General features: G+C 44.0%; 11 protein-coding genes. 2 read left to right on the forward strand and 9 right to left on the reverse strand.

Translation table 11 applies throughout. The annotated features are described in order from the left end of the window. Positions 1-51 precede the first annotated feature (51 nt). The 5 genes from IRJ18_RS04950 to IRJ18_RS04970 all read right to left on the reverse strand — a co-directional run bounded on the left by IRJ18_RS04950 (position 52) and on the right by IRJ18_RS04970 (position 6,534). The gene (locus IRJ18_RS04950; RefSeq protein ID WP_194105090.1) at positions 52-2,553 is read right to left on the reverse strand and encodes a cation-translocating P-type ATPase; all 2,502 of its coding nucleotides are present in this window, start codon (positions 2,551-2,553) and stop codon (positions 52-54) included. Between the two features lie 2 nt (positions 2,554-2,555). Continuing rightward, on the reverse strand, positions 2,556-3,422 hold the full coding sequence (locus IRJ18_RS04955; protein ID WP_194105091.1) for a universal stress protein: 867 nt from the start codon (positions 3,420-3,422) through the stop codon (positions 2,556-2,558). A gap of 89 nt (positions 3,423-3,511) precedes the next feature. Continuing rightward, on the reverse strand, positions 3,512-4,186 hold the full coding sequence (locus IRJ18_RS04960) for an ABC transporter ATP-binding protein (RefSeq protein ID WP_194105092.1): 675 nt from the start codon (positions 4,184-4,186) through the stop codon (positions 3,512-3,514). Further along, the gene (locus tag IRJ18_RS04965; RefSeq protein ID WP_228072557.1) at positions 4,183-5,400 is read right to left on the reverse strand and encodes an ABC transporter permease; all 1,218 of its coding nucleotides are present in this window, start codon (positions 5,398-5,400) and stop codon (positions 4,183-4,185) included. The genes IRJ18_RS04960 and IRJ18_RS04965 overlap by 4 nt, the downstream gene beginning before the upstream one ends. A 39-nt stretch (positions 5,401-5,439) precedes the next feature. After that, the gene (locus IRJ18_RS04970) at positions 5,440-6,534 is read right to left on the reverse strand and encodes an efflux RND transporter periplasmic adaptor subunit (protein ID WP_194105094.1); all 1,095 of its coding nucleotides are present in this window, start codon (positions 6,532-6,534) and stop codon (positions 5,440-5,442) included. A 157-nt stretch (positions 6,535-6,691) separates the two neighbouring features. Here IRJ18_RS04970 and IRJ18_RS04975 point away from each other — a divergent pair, with 157 nt between their 5' ends. Continuing rightward, the gene (locus IRJ18_RS04975; protein ID WP_194105095.1) at positions 6,692-7,054 is read left to right on the forward strand and encodes a response regulator; all 363 of its coding nucleotides are present in this window, start codon (positions 6,692-6,694) and stop codon (positions 7,052-7,054) included. Between the two features lie 77 nt (positions 7,055-7,131). Here the strand turns inward: IRJ18_RS04975 and IRJ18_RS04980 are convergent, their stop codons facing one another. Continuing rightward, positions 7,132-8,535 (reverse strand): MBL fold metallo-hydrolase RNA specificity domain-containing protein, encoded by a 1,404-nt coding sequence (locus tag IRJ18_RS04980; protein WP_194105096.1) that lies wholly within the window; start codon positions 8,533-8,535, stop codon positions 7,132-7,134. Positions 8,536-8,639: 104 nt separating this feature from the next. After that, the gene (locus IRJ18_RS04985) at positions 8,640-9,020 is read right to left on the reverse strand and encodes a hypothetical protein (protein WP_194105097.1); all 381 of its coding nucleotides are present in this window, start codon (positions 9,018-9,020) and stop codon (positions 8,640-8,642) included. A gap of 117 nt (positions 9,021-9,137) precedes the next feature. Between IRJ18_RS04985 and IRJ18_RS04990 the strand changes: the two genes are divergently transcribed. Then, positions 9,138-10,436: a L,D-transpeptidase scaffold domain-containing protein gene (locus IRJ18_RS04990; protein WP_194105098.1), complete on the forward strand. Its 1,299-nt coding sequence runs from the start codon at positions 9,138-9,140 to the stop codon at positions 10,434-10,436. A gap of 235 nt (positions 10,437-10,671) precedes the next feature. Here IRJ18_RS04990 and IRJ18_RS04995 read toward each other — a convergent pair whose 3' ends face one another. Further along, the gene (locus IRJ18_RS04995; protein ID WP_194105099.1) at positions 10,672-11,130 is read right to left on the reverse strand and encodes a pyridoxamine 5'-phosphate oxidase family protein; all 459 of its coding nucleotides are present in this window, start codon (positions 11,128-11,130) and stop codon (positions 10,672-10,674) included. Positions 11,131-12,460: 1,330 nt separating this feature from the next. Beyond that, a complete protein-coding gene (gene bglX / locus IRJ18_RS05000) occupies positions 12,461-14,764 on the reverse strand; it encodes a beta-glucosidase BglX (RefSeq protein WP_194105100.1) in 2,304 nt (767 codons plus the stop codon). Between the last annotated feature and the right edge of the window lie 2 nt (positions 14,765-14,766).

The raw sequence follows: 14,766 nt of genomic DNA on the forward strand, positions 1-14,766 counted from the left end.
GAATGACAGCGTCAAAAAAGTGACCAGTGTCACGATCAAAAATGATGTAGGCTAAGGAGACTGCTTTTTAAAAGGCTCATACCAAATTACAGCGATGATACCGGCTACAACTGCGGTAGCGATTTGCCAGGCAGCTGGTAGTTGCAAACTAAACAAATGGCGAACCATTGGTACACCAAAGATTGTTAAGGTAAGCATAAGCGTTATGGCCAATACAGCGGTCATTAAACGATTATCAGTAAACATACCACGGAATGAAATTTTATTGAATGACCTCCCAATTAATGTTAACGCCATGTTAGCTGTAATTAAGGTCAAAAAAACCAACGCCCTTACTTGTTCCTCATTACAACCCCACCAAATACCTACCTGGTAAACTAGCAGCGCAACGGTTGTAATAGCCAGCCCTTGCCAAACACTGCCGGAAAGTTCCCTTAAAGTAAGTAAATCGGCAGTAACTATACGCGGTGGCAGATTCATAGCGCCTTTTTCGGCTGGTTCGTGTTCGTATACTACCGAACAGGTTGGCCCCATAATCAGTTCCAAAAAAACAACATGTACCGGCATAAAAATATCCGGATATAGCCAATGCAACATTAGCGGTAAGGTCACCACTAAAATGATAGGGATATGGATAGATATAATATACCGGATCGCCTTTTTCAAGTTGAGGTAGATCTGCCTGCCTATAGCGATAGCTTCGGTCATTTTACCAAGGTCGTCATCAAGCAGGATCAATGACGCCGTACTGCGTGCCGTTTCGGAGCCACGCTTGCCCATAGCAATACCAATATGAGCAGCTTTAAGGGCCGGTGCATCGTTCACGCCATCGCCGGTCATAGCTACAATATGCCCCATTTTCTTAAGGGCATTTATCACTTTCAGTTTAGTTTCGGGAAACATGCGTGTGAAAATATTTACCCTCATTAATATACCTGCTAATTTTTGCTGCGTCAAAGATTCCAAAGCACTACCTTCTATTGCCAACTCCGCACCGTGCAAACTTGCCTGGGCAGCTATGGCTTTGGTCGTGTTCAGGTTATCGCCCGTTAATATTTTTACCTGGATGCCTGCCTGATAAAAATCATTGAGCACGGTCGCTATACCTGGTTTAGGCGGGTCATTAAATGCAATTAGCCCTAATAATTCAAAAGGTATGTCTTCCTGTTGGTTTGGAAGTTCGCTATGAGGGTAGTCGCCCTTTGCCACCGCTAAAACCCGATAACCCTGGTTGGTCATCGTGTTTAATGCCTGCGAAATTTCTTGTTGGATACCGCTATCGAGATGACATAGGCTTAGCAATCTCTCCGGTGCCCCTTTTGCGGCAATAATCCTGTTGCCGGCCTGGTCTGCAAAAACATGCGTCATCATGGGAGGGGTACCCGCCAATGGATATTCTTTTTCCATATGATAGTCAGGCCGTTCATCTTTAGTATTCAGCCGGCTGTAAACCTGGTGAAGGTCTTTTTCCATATGATCGAAAGGAACCGATTCGCTGGCCCACATGGCTGTATTTATAAGGTTTCTGGCAGTATCGGCCAACCAATTCTTTTCATCATAAAATTGTTTATCCTGAAGCGTATAAACCTGGGCCAACTTCATTTTATTGGCCGTGATTGTCCCTGTCTTATCCAAGCAAATCACTGTAGCCGCCCCCAGCGCTTCCACCGTTTTAACATCTTTGGCCAATATGCCTTTTTGCATGAGCCGCCAGGCGCCAAGGGCCATAAATGTGGTAAATGCCACTGGTATCTCTTCGGGCAGGATAGACATAGCCAGCGTAAGCGCTTTTAATAAACTACTTACCCAAAGCCTTGATTGATAAAAATGGATTGCCCAAACCAAAACAAAAACAACCGCGCCAGCGAGCGACATACGGGCGACAAACCGACGAATTTGTTTTTCCAGTGGCGAAGGTTCTGCTTTCATCTCCGTCACTGATTGTGTGATCTTTCCCAGGCGGGTTTGATTTCCCAGGTGTTCAACTCTATAAACTGCCAGGCCCGACACCACAGCCGTTCCATCAAATACCTGGTTATCAATGGTATCGGTGCTTTTGTAAACACTGGCGGGCTCGCCTGTAAGCAGCGATTCGTTTACGGCGAAGTCATGCGCGTAACAGATGGTGCCATCAGCCGCTAAAACAGTCCCTTCTTCAGCCACCACATAGTCGCCTTTAACTACCTGACCGCGATCCAGTGATATCACCTCATTATTACGGATCACTTTTGCTTTTTGAGCGGTGAGTTGTTGTAATGCGTTAAGCGCGTCAGCACTGCGCCGTTCCTGATAAAAGGAAATAAACGCAATGAGCACCATGGCCAATAGCATAACAACGGCTTCGGCGGTTTGATCCAATAATAAGTATAGTACCGCCGCCAGCACTAATAATAAAAATATAGGGTCGAAAAAACTTTTACGGAAACTGCTCCAGAAGGCAGAGGAGGCTTTTTGCATCCGCTTATTGCCGCCAAATTGCCTGGCAGAGGTTTCGGCCTCAGCAGTAGAGAGGCCCGTGAAAGGGAACGGATTGACGGCTGCTGCTTTACTCATCTTTACATCGGACAAATTGTTTCATCACAAAAGTTAGCCGGGAAAACCAATATGGGCAGTTGCAAATGATGCAGCGCTTTAAAAGTTTGACTGGTACCCAGCAGCTTGCTAAAAAAATCGTTATGATAATTAACCATGGCTAATACATCCACCTTTTTGTCTTCACAAAAGCGGTTAAGCCGGCTTAGCGGGTCGTTACCGCGCAAATCATGGCAACAAATCCCGGCGTAATTCAGCCCGGTCAAATAGATCTCGAATACCTGCTTTTGTTCCGGCCTCCATAAAGCCGCGTCATCGCCAACCTGGATGTGAACAATATCCAGCAAACAATGATAATCAGCCACCCATTTACTTAAATACCGTAAGGCACACAAATCTGTTTCATTGTAGTCGGTGGCCAATACCAATCTTAATAAAGACTTAGTGTCCCGTTCAGCGGGTATAAAAAGTACCGGTCGATCGGTATTCCTAATAACCGCACGGGTTTCGCTGCCTGTAAGCAAATGATCCCAGACTCCTCCCGCTGGGGCTCCCATAACGATCAGTTCAATATCATTATCCCTGATTAGCTCTTTTACATTCTCGCCTAATCCGCCCTCTCCATTCTTGATAGTGATCTGAACCCCCATAGTAGAACCTGCCTGAAGTTCGTCAGCTAATAATTTTAATTTTTCGTTACTTTCTTCAGCAAAAATGCTCACCGTTTCTGTTACGAAAGCTCCCCCCGCATAGTTCGGGACAATTGGTATAGACGTCATCGCGTGGTAAAGGAGGACCTCGCAATTCAATTTCGCAGCTAAGTTCATTGCAGTTTTTGCAGCATGTGCGGCATTATCACTTAGGTCGGTTAAAACAAGTATCTTTTTCATGATGCTGATAGTTTGATAGACACAAAGATGAGTACTCCCAGCAGTACAAAGAATGACCACCGTCAATGGCAAATTTGATACCGGGCACATTAACTGATGATGTGACCATCCATCATTTCAATGACATGGTCGGCATGTTTAGCAAAGTCAAGATCATGTGTAACGGCTAATACTGCTATGTTTTCCTCATGTGCTAACCGGCTAAAAATATCGAATACCAGTTTGGTGTTGCCGCTGTCTAAATTACCAGTAGGTTCATCGGCCATAATGATCATTGGGTCGTTGATCAGCGCACGGGCAATAGCAATACGCTGTTGTTGCCCACCCGACAGTTTACCGGACAATTTGTGAGCAAACTGATCCATTTCCAATTGCTTTAGTTTATCAAGCGCGCGTTCTGTTATTTCGTCCTTGCCCCATCGGCCCAACTTTAACGCCGGCAGCATCACGTTTTCCAATGCTGTAAACTCGGGCAGTAAAAAATGAAACTGAAATACAAAGCCAATATGTTCATTGCGGAAAGCTGCCAGCTGATTTTGGGAAAGGCCGGTCACTTTTTCATTATTGATCATAATGTTACCGGTGTAATCGGTATCCAGCGTGCTGAGCAGATAAAGCAAGGTTGATTTGCCGCAGCCGGATTTGCCGATGATGGGTACAAACTCTCCTTTATTGACAGATAATGTAATATCCTGCAGTACCCGGAATTCTTCGGGCTCGTGAAAATATTTATTCAGCTTTTCAGCAGTAAGTGCTACGCTCATCCTCTTAAAATAATAACGGGATCAATTTTCGACGCTTTAAGCGATGGCATCAGGCCGGCAACAAAGGGCGTGATCAATCCAAATAAAAGACCAAAAAAGTAATGTGCCGGATTAAAAGCGACGGGGAAAAAATTTAGTGCTACATAATCGTTTTGCGGAAAAGGCACCTTTGATAAGGCATAAGATAATAGAAAGCCCAGCATTAACCCGCTTATAGCGCCCAGCAAACCGATGAAAACTGATTGACTCAAAAATATCTTTACAATATCCTTACCGGCAAAGCCTTGTGCTTTTAATATGGCGATATCTTTCATCTTATTATTAATAGTCATGTTCATGATATTATAAATACCGAAGCCAGCGACGATAAGCAAGGTTATACTAACCACATAGGTCAATACATTGCGCACCAGGTTAGACGCGCTTACCGAGGAATTGGCAGTGTCCCAATCGTCGGCTTTGTAATTGTACTTTTTAAAAAAATCGTCGGCAACTGAGCCCGCCTGTCGGTTATCCTGTAGTTTAATATTGATATCGGTAATATAACTTTTGTCTTTCCCTAATAGCTGTTGCCCGTTCGCCAGGCTCACGTAACTGCGTACGTTATCTACCGCACTGATACCAATGCGGAAAATTCCGACCACCCTAAAACGCATGGTTGTGCCATTTGGCGTGGCCAGGCTAACCAGATCGCCCATACCCAGGTTTAGTTTATCAGCCAGCCCGCTCCCCATTAATATTCCTTTATCGGTAGTAAGCAGATTCTTCGGTACGCCACTAACCATTTTTCCCGCAAGATCGAACATGCGAGACTCTTCGGTAATGTTGACCCCGTTGATATAACCATTGATCTGCACCGAGCCATAGTTATAGAAAACCTGTGTGCCTACCATTGGTGAGATGCCCGAGATTTGCTTGTTATGGTGAAGGTCGGCCATGATACCGGCGGCATTTTTTATATTCAATTTTACCTGCTTAGGTTTGGGGTGCGCAACAGTAACTATTAACCGCTGCTCCTTAAAATACTCCCCTGCAACCGAAGTGGTATAATCGGTTTTAATATCATTGTAAATGTGAATATCCGGTGTAAAAGAGAGCATGGTGCTTTCCATAAACTGATTTACACCTATCATAAAACTGATCATCAGGATAAACATCGCAATACCAAAGGTTACGCCCAGCATGGCCACTAATGTTTGCTTTTTGTTTGCCATCAGATGTCGTTGCGCTATGAGCATATCTACCGACATGGCCTATTTGTTATCGGGATTAACAATTTCGGTATGTTCATCAGCGCCACTCAGTATCTCTACCTCGCTAAGTGTACGTATCCCCGCCTTCACGCGTTTGGTGATCACACGGTTTTGTTGTTTAATCCTGATTGTGTCCCCATTCATCAGCATATTTATGGGGATTGTGAGAGAATGCGATCTACGGTTTACAATAATATTAGCCTCTACCGAACTGTGTATATAAGATTGTGCAGCAGCGTCGATAAAAACAGCATCAACTCTGAAAGTTTGGTCAGCTTCATTCATCACGGGATAAGTGCGTATAACTTGCGCTTTAAAAATGCGCTCGCCGCTGACGTCTGTTTTTAGCAGCACAGTTTGGCCGGGTTTGATCTGATCGATATCCTGCTGGTCAACGGCCAGTTTAATAATCCGCGAGTCGGATCGTCCCATCAGGGCTACAGCTTCACTCATTTTTACAGCCTCTCCATTTTCTTTTAGCGTTTCGTAAACCGTGCCGGGATTTTCTGCCCTGATAAAGTAATTGTCCAGGTCTGACTTTAGACTTTCGGCCTGGCTTTGAGCATTTTTAAGGGCTAGTTGTAGATCATTCCGGGTTGAATAGTATTTTTCCTTCGCTGACCTTTTTTGATTGAACGATATATTATACTGGGTTTCGGCATTGTCAAGGTTTACTCTGGTGCCAATATTTTGTGCCCAAAGGTTTTTATAACGGCTGTATAAAAGTGAGTCATTGCTGAATTTCAGGTCTGCATTTTGCATGGTGATCTTCAGGTCGTTTAATATACTCGAATTTGCAGAGAGGTTTTGCCGAGCGTTAGCATATACGCTGCTGGCAGCTTCCATTTTTGCTGAGGAACCGGTATGACGAAGTACATACAATAATTGTCCTTTTTTTACCTTGTCGCCATCCTTGATAAGTTTTCGTATTACCGTTCCGGTATTTAGTGCATAAACGGTATATTCACTGTCGGCCATAATCTTGCCCGAGGCGTAGACCGTCTGGATGATATCTTTGCGCTGCGGATGGATACTGCCTGGCCTTTTACAAGAAAAGAAAAAAACGACAAAGGTTAGTAATAACAATTTATACATCTCAACAATTTTGTATTTAAAACAAAATTGGGACATACATAGCAAATGGCAGATGACAACGGGTCGTAAAAAAAGTGTGCAATAGCACAATATCATGTAACCAATATCATGGATATTCGTATAAGTTGTATATTGCACTTGTACAATTATTTCAGTAATGGCGTGCCTGATCTTACTAATTGAGGACAACGACGATATTCGTGAAAACACAGTCGAACTTCTGGAATTGGAAGGCTATGATGTACTGGCTGCTGGCGACGGAAGCCGTGCGCTGGAATTGATCGCTGAGCAAATCCCTGATCTGATCGTTTGCGATGTGGTGATGCCCGGACTAAACGGCTATGATGTGTTTGATACCCTTCAAAATAATCCTAATACCCGTTCAATCCCTTTCATTTTTACAACTGCACAATCCGAACGCGCTGATCTAGCAAAAGCTAAGTCCCTCGGCGTGCGACATTACCTGGTCAAACCTTTTGACGATAAGGAATTATTAGCCTGTATCAATAACTGCCTCTAAGATTACAGGCACTAATCACTAATTCGATTTTTTCTTTCTCCCAGTTTATAACGTGTATGGATACATATGATATTTCATTAGACATTAAATAGCAATTCCTTTTGAAACTCTTTCATCAGCACCGCCTTTAAATTCAAGTCGTCATTTATCTTTATCCTTAGCGCGTCCTGTGCGCAGGGCTCACCATGTACAAGATATACCTTGGGGCTTTTGACCTTGAATTGTCCTAACCAATTTAATAATTCTCTTTGGTCAGCATGGGCAGATAAACCTTCAATTTCTTTGATCTGGGCCTTCGCCGGGTAGTATTTCCCATGTATTTTAATTTCATGGGTGCGATTTAATAATGCTCTTCCCCTTGTTCCCTCGGCCTGAAAGCCGATCAATACAATTGTATTCCTGGCGTCTGTCAGGTCATGCTTTAAATACTCCAATACTCTGCCGCCGGTCAGCATACCGCTAGCCGCCAGCACAATCTTGCTTCCCCGTTGTTTAATGATCTGTTTAGTATGCTCGTAATCTTCATTGATGGTTACGCCGCTGAACATACGCGCGCATTCCTTTTCATCTATAATGAACCACTCTGGATAATGCAACAGTACTTTCCCTGCAGAAGCGGCCATTGGACTATCAAGAAATACAGGCACAGGTGCTGGGATAGTTTTTTGTTGTTTTAAACGATAGATCAAATGCATTACCTCCTGTGCACGACCTACGGCAAAGCAGGGTATAAGTATATTTCCTTTATGAAACAATGTGTCGTTGATCACCATGGCCAATTCCTGTGCCGTATCAGCTGAGCTATGTAAGCGATCTCCATAAGTCGATTCCATGATCACAAAATCAGCATCGGCCAAAGGTTCAGGCGCCGGTAACAATTCGGAGTATTCGCGGCCAATATCACCTGAAAAAAGAACAGTTTTACCGTAACAATTAAACTTAGCAGAACAAGCGCCAGCAATATGCCCACATGGGTAAAATTCGAAACTTACATGTTCATTCAGCTTCACTGTAGTTTCGGTATCACAAACTTTAAATAGGGGCAATGCCGCTTCTACATCAGCCACGGTGTAGAGTGGCTGTGCCGGGTGGTGTTTGCTAAAACCATGTCTGTTGGCCCGTACGGCATCCTCTTCCTGTAATTTGGCACAATCTCTCAGAATGATCTCTGCGAGATCCCGTGTCGGCCTGCTCATATAAATTGGTTTATGGTAGCCGTTCTTTACAAATAGCGGGATATAGCCACAGTGGTCCAGATGCGCATGTGTCAGGATCAATGCACCAATTTCTGCAGGATTAACAGGTGGTTTTTCCCAGTTCCTCTCCCTTAGTGCTTTGATGCCCTGGAAAAGTCCGCAATCGACCATTATGGTGATATCAGGTGTAGCCAATAAATGTTTAGAACCTGTAACTGTCCCGGCGGCGCCTAAAGATTGTAGGTAAACTGCATTAGCAGGGTTTGCTTTCTTATCTATGTCCATGTGGCTAAGGTAGTCCTTAACCCGTTTCCCAGCTCTGACTAGGATCATGTTTGAACATGACGGTGGTCATATGCCGAGGGGCATGTAATTTATTAGTTTCGCGATTACATCCATTGGGTGGCAAAACGGTTAAAAAAGCGCCGCATTTCATTAAACATGTTTTCCTCATCCTGGTAATCCGACGCTATCTTATTCGCTTCGGTAACTGTAGTTTCCTGGATAAAATTCTCTGACAATTTAATGTCGGTTGCCAGTTTGTCGAGATTTTCTTTTACCCGATGTTTAAGAATATCGATCTGTTCCTGGTGGATAATTAGTTGATTTTGAAAATGTTCTACCTGTTCAGCTACTTCACGGCTTGTATTACCCGCGGCTATTTCTTCTAATCGTTCCTGCAGAAAACGGATTTCTATTTCGTAAAATTCCAGGCCTCTCAAGCAAGCCTGGTGCGCAAAAGTTAAATGTTTAATACTTGTCTTTTTCATAAATGCAAGGATACGAGGGCCTTGTTCCCGGAAAAATGATCTTCCGCACGTCTATAATTGACTGGGGTCATTCGCGATGCGGTCTAGCAATAGGACTTTTGTATAAAAAGAAATAAGATGAAAGCATTGAGATCAACTGCGCTGACCGTAATTTTATTTATAGCAATCTTTAGCTTTAACCCGGTAAAAGCCGCCATCGCAGACACCAGCCTGGCCGATAACATTAGCACACAACTGCATAACAAAAAACAGTTGCCGCTTTATTTCCCCCTTTCGGTAAAAAGGTTTTATACCGCGCGGGATTTTAAGCCGGTATGGCTGAAAAAGGAAAAAGGGGAGACCGGCCATGCCTGGCAAGCCATGTTATTATTGGATTGTGTTTTACAATATGGACTTGCACATGCAGACTATCATCCTGATGAACTGCGTTACGATCTGTTGCACGATATCTTCGAAAAACCGGGCAGCATTAGTAAAGATAAGCAGGCCCGGTTCGAATTGATGCTCACAGATGCCATGTTTACATTAATGAATCATTTACATTACGGGAAACTAAACCCCGAATACCCAGCGAATCGTATTGACGCAGGCCTGGGCGGCAGCCGGGTGGAAGCTATACTTGGTATTGCCCTGGCACAAGCTGACATTTCGCCAACCCTGTTAGCTGTGCAACCGAAATCAGTAGCCTATCTGGAATTGCAGCAGTGGATGCATAAATGGAAAGGGCAATACGTGGGTGATTGCTACGAAGTCCCTGAAGAAAATGTGCGCAAGGTTGCCATCAATATGGAAAGGTTGCGTTGGGCTGATATCGGCGAGGGGCCCTATATGCAGGTAAATATACCATCCTTTATGTTAAGTGTTTACCTTGCTGATTCTACTTATCAATTTAAAATTGTAACAGGCAGCCCCACAACGCCCACACCGCTGTTAAAAAGCGAAATTTATGCTGTTACGGCGGTGCCACGTCTTGAAATACCCGGGCAATTACGTACAATAGAAGTTACTCCACGGTCGATCGCCAAACAGGCCGGTCTTTCAACGTCGCTCCTGGTTTTCCCGTTTGCCAGCCGCTACAAGATAGATATGATCGAAATGACGGCCCCCGACTGGTTTAAAAGCAGCCACCGGGCATTCAGTCGTGGCAATATTGGCGTGGAAGCGCCTGAAAAGCTGGCCAGCTTATTATTAAAGGCAGATGGGCAAGCCAATCAGTCTGCCATGTTACTTAAAACCAGGCAAGGAGGCAAGGGGCATGTATTTCGTTTGAAGGCACCCATGCCATTAAAGATCACTTATCTGACTTGTTTCATTAAGGATGGGCAACTTGTTAATTATGAGGATGTCTACCAGTTAGACGCTAAATTAGAACAAGCGATCTATCACACGCTTCCTGACCGATTAGCCGGACGTTAAAAATGATGTATAAGCGCGATGATTATTCGTTTAAAAATGATCGAATCAACTTCGCTTTTGAATTCCCTTAGTATATTTATTTACCCCAAATCCGGAATTAACAGCTGGGCTGATTATATCGGCAACAGGCGGCACTTAAAAAAGATGGCATTATAATGAATGTAAAAGTAACTGCCCTGGTATTGCCCCGGGAGCATACCGAAAATATAGGAGTGACTGCTGTTATTATGCCAGGCTAATTTTGGCTTTGCTCAAAACGTCCGGTCATCCGGTCTAACCGAATCTTGTAAATAATAATCTCTACAGTATCACCAATATCGCTGTCGCGTTCGGTGATGCCATGAGAGGGATGGTCGCCGGGGTTGTTAGAAAAAGGCATGATCCGATGAATAAGGCCTTGCATTAACCGTTCCTTTTCTTCCAGATCGGTTACCTCCTCAAATTCTCCCCAAGCCACTACGCTTTTCCAGTGAAAGATATTGTTTATCTCATCTACTTCAAAACAAACCTTAGGGTTCAGGCGCATCATATCGATCTTTTTACCTTTTCCGGCATGACTGTAAATATATGGCGCACTATAAACGTAGTTGATCGGAACAATGTAAGTATCGCCATCAGCATGACATGCGATACGACCGGTAACCTGCTGCTTTAGCAGGTCTTCCATTTGTGCATCTGTGAGTTTGCCTAACATAGTTCATTTACTAAATTATTCAAAGATTGCAAACTTTTAGATCTGTCGGAATGATCAAAGTGGCAGAAAACTGTGATCGGAATCATTTAACATCTTACTGGATCTTTGAACGGGTCCGGGGGATAAAAAATAATAGCCATTTCTTATTCACCACTATCGCAAAAATAGCCCACGCCGAGGTAAAAAGTAAAGGCTGTACAAGCGGGGCGCGAGTTGTCCGCTTTCAGCGGATGCGCCCCGGCCTTGACATTTTACCCGGCTCGCGCTGGTGGTTGCTCAAGTGGTAAATAAGGCATGGTGGGTTCAACATCATAGCGGGTATGTCGTACCTGCAAAACGGCACAGTCCTCGTGCAAACAAAGTGTAGCAATTGTTATTAACTATATTATTTTCTTATATTTGTTAGTGTCATTTGATTTTGAATGCTAACTGTCATTGCTCAAAAATTCGGGAGTATGATAAGGGATAAAACCATCACTTGGGAAATGCTGTCGGTAAACCCAGTAGTCCAAGCCATCACCACGGACCTGTACCGCTTTATCAGTTTGCATAATCAAAAGAGCCTATTGGAATAAGATCGGCGCCCAAGAGATTTGATTTTTGTAAGTATTCCTTTGGTATCCACAATTCCGAAAGTTCGGATTAGTGATTTTGTGGTACAGCTTATTAACTACGTGGACTACTGCGTGAATACCGGGGCTTACCGTTGAACTGTGGCCGAGTAATGACCGGATGTATGCCACGCAAATCTATACTCAAGTCAACCTCGAAAAAGGAAAAAAATCTTCGCGGAAATACCCACGGATGAGTTTTCCATGACTATGCAATAAACCTCGAATGAAGGATAACTGAACGTTATCGACTTTAGGCAGAAAAATGGAATCGATTAGTTATTAAATTCTGATATCTTATTTAATCATTCTTTGAAATTCTTTAAAGGATCTTCGCCAATATTTCCAATTCTTCGTAATTTTTCAACGAAATGTTTCGAAAAAGCGCCAGTGTCGGGAGCTTAAGGAAACGCAAATATCAAGCGTTTCCTTTTTTTATGTCCCTAACTTTTTGACAATAAAGTAGTTGTATCGAAGTCTAAAAAGGTTCGATGTTCCACTGTAAAAATTCTCTTTTAGTTGTTGTTATTTTCGAAAACATCCCCCCCTTGCTGCAAAGGCGCTTTTTTAGGATTCGATGTTTCGTTTAGGATCAATCCACTTTTAACATTGGTAGAATAACTGTAGGCCTTCGCAATTTGATATAAAAAATTTAATATCTAAGCCGCCTCATCGTCATTAACCCTAATGTTGTTTTTGCTAATATATTTACTGGAACATCAACGACCTAATAGCGTGAAGTGACTTTCTTTAACATTGCGTGAATTTGGGCCAACAAATATTTTAAACTCGCCTGGTTCGGCAACATATTTAAGATGAGCATCGTAAAACTTAAGATCATTCCCGGTAATGGTAAAGGTTACCTCTTTATGCTCACCCGGTTTGAGGCTGATCTTTTGGAAGCCTTTTAACTCCTTTACAGGGCGGGTGATACTACCTTCCATGTCGCGCGTGTATAGTTGAACGGTTTCCTTGCCTTCTACGCTGCCGGTGTTAGTAACGGTAACGCTTGCGGTGATACTGCCGCCGGGTCTCAGGTTAGCACTATTTAATTTAATGCCACTATAGGTAAATGTGGTATAGCTTAATCCAAAACCGAATGGATATAATGGCTCGTTACTCACGTCGAGATAATTTGATCGGAATTTGGTAAACCAGTGACCATCAGGCAAAGGTCTGCCGGTATTTTTGTGGCTATAATAAATTGGCACCTGCCCAACGTTTTGCGGGAAGGTAACAGGTAGCTTACCCGATGGGTTTACGTCGCCAAACAAAACATCAGCTATGGCTAAAGCCGCTTGTGTGCCGCCAAACCATACATTAAGTATAGCCGGTACGTTGTCGCTTTCCCATTTAATGGCCAAAGGGCGGCCGGTAAATAAAACCAAGACCACCGGCTTCCCTGTTTTTAGCAACGCGGCCAATAAACGTTGCTGTACAGCAGGGATATCAATACTTGTACGGCTTGAGCTTTCGCCACTCATTTCAGACCCTTCGCCCAGTGCAGCAACCACGACATCAGCTTTTTCGGCAAGCCTTATCGCATCGCCAATCACCTCTTGTTCGGGACGGCTATCTCTATCGATCTCGCGACCAAACATAGTTGCATTTTTTTGCTCCGTCGCATCACTCAACAAATTAGCACCTAAAGCGTAGGTGATATTTGCCTTATCGCCGGCTACGGTTTTTAAACCTTCTAACAACGAGGGCGTAGCCGCTAAGTCGGCATTTACGCTCCAGGTGCCGGGCATGTTTGACCGGGTATTCCCCAGCGGGCCAATCACGGCAATCGTCCCGGCCTTTTTAAGGGGGAGCGTATGGTTTTGATTTTTCAGCAATACAAATGTCTGCGTGGCGGCTTCGCGTGCCAACCTTAAGTGATCGGGTGTTAATATTTCGTTTTTAGCGCGCTCTTCGCTGCAATATTTATAGGGGTCATCAAACAGGCCTAATTTATATTTCGCCTCCAGGATTAACCTGCAGGCCGTATTGATATCAGTTATATTAATTTTACCTTCTGCTAATGATTTTTTAAGCGTTGTCAAAAAACCTTCGCTCACCATATCCATATTCATCCCTGCCTTTAATGCTAGGCCCGATACGTGCTGCAAATTTCCAAGTCCATGCGCGGTCATTTCGCTTACGCCTGTATAATCCGATACTACAAAACCATTAAAGCCCCACTGCTTGCGCAAAACATCGGTAAGCAGCCATTTATTGGCTGTAGCCGGCGTGCCGTTAATGTCGTTAAATGATGCCATGATGCTGCCTGCGCCTGCATCTACAGCTGCCTTGTAAGGTGGTAAATATTCATTATACATTCGGTTCAGGCTCATGTCGGTGGTGTTATAATCACGGCCCGCCTCGGCAGCGCCATATAAGGCAAAGTGTTTAACACAAGCCATAATGGTGTTGTTTTTTTTCAGATCGTCGCCCTGATAGCCTTGTACCATTATTTTAGCTATGGCCGACCCCAGATAAGCGTCTTCACCACTCCCTTCGGCTATACGTCCCCAGCGCGGGTCCCGGGCAATATCAACCATCGGTGAGAAGGTCCAGTTAATTCCATCAGCGCTCGCTTCCGTAGCCGCTACACGGGCCGTACGCTTAATTAACTCCATATCCCAGCTTGCGGCCAGGGCAAGCGGAATAGGGAAAGACGTTTTATAGCCATGTATCACATCCTGGCCAAAAATAAGGGGGATATGCAAGCGGCTGTAATTAACTGCCATCTCCTGTGTTTTGCGCACTTTGGCAGGTGTAGTTAAGCTAAACACACCCCCAACCCGGCCTGCTTTTATTTTGTTCTCCACATCTGTACTAACCGCTGCGCCGGTAGTGGCTTCGCCGCCGGTAACCAGGTTTAGCTGGCCTATTTTTTCATCCACCGTCATTTTCGCCATCAGATGAGCAATAAAAGTATTCATTTTGACCTGTTCGGTCATTACAGGCTTTTTACCTTGCGCATAGGCAGTTGTTGCCAGCAGGGCTGTCAAGTACCAAATCGTTACCGCTCTTTTCATAT

It is taken from the genome of Mucilaginibacter boryungensis (genome assembly GCF_015221995.1).
Lineage (GTDB): Bacteria > Bacteroidota > Bacteroidia > Sphingobacteriales > Sphingobacteriaceae > Mucilaginibacter > Mucilaginibacter boryungensis.

Bases quoted from the DNA above. Each gene is read 5' to 3' on its own strand.
- IRJ18_RS04950 (WP_194105090.1), bottom strand. From the start codon at position 2,553: ATGAGTAAAGCAGCAGCCGTCAATCCGTTCCCTTTCACGGGCCTCTCT.
- IRJ18_RS04955 (WP_194105091.1), bottom strand. From the start codon at position 3,422: ATGAAAAAGATACTTGTTTTAACCGACCTAAGTGATAATGCCGCACAT.
- IRJ18_RS04960 (WP_194105092.1), bottom strand. From the start codon at position 4,186: ATGAGCGTAGCACTTACTGCTGAAAAGCTGAATAAATATTTTCACGAG.
- IRJ18_RS04965 (WP_228072557.1), bottom strand. From the start codon at position 5,400: ATGGCAAACAAAAAGCAAACATTAGTGGCCATGCTGGGCGTAACCTTT.
- IRJ18_RS04970 (WP_194105094.1), bottom strand. From the start codon at position 6,534: ATGTATAAATTGTTATTACTAACCTTTGTCGTTTTTTTCTTTTCTTGT.
- IRJ18_RS04975 (WP_194105095.1), top strand. From the start codon at position 6,692: ATGGCGTGCCTGATCTTACTAATTGAGGACAACGACGATATTCGTGAA.
- IRJ18_RS04980 (WP_194105096.1), bottom strand. From the start codon at position 8,535: ATGGACATAGATAAGAAAGCAAACCCTGCTAATGCAGTTTACCTACAA.
- IRJ18_RS04985 (WP_194105097.1), bottom strand. From the start codon at position 9,020: ATGAAAAAGACAAGTATTAAACATTTAACTTTTGCGCACCAGGCTTGC.
- IRJ18_RS04990 (WP_194105098.1), top strand. From the start codon at position 9,138: ATGAAAGCATTGAGATCAACTGCGCTGACCGTAATTTTATTTATAGCA.
- IRJ18_RS04995 (WP_194105099.1), bottom strand. From the start codon at position 11,130: ATGTTAGGCAAACTCACAGATGCACAAATGGAAGACCTGCTAAAGCAG.
- bglX (WP_194105100.1), bottom strand. From the start codon at position 14,764: ATGAAAAGAGCGGTAACGATTTGGTACTTGACAGCCCTGCTGGCAACA.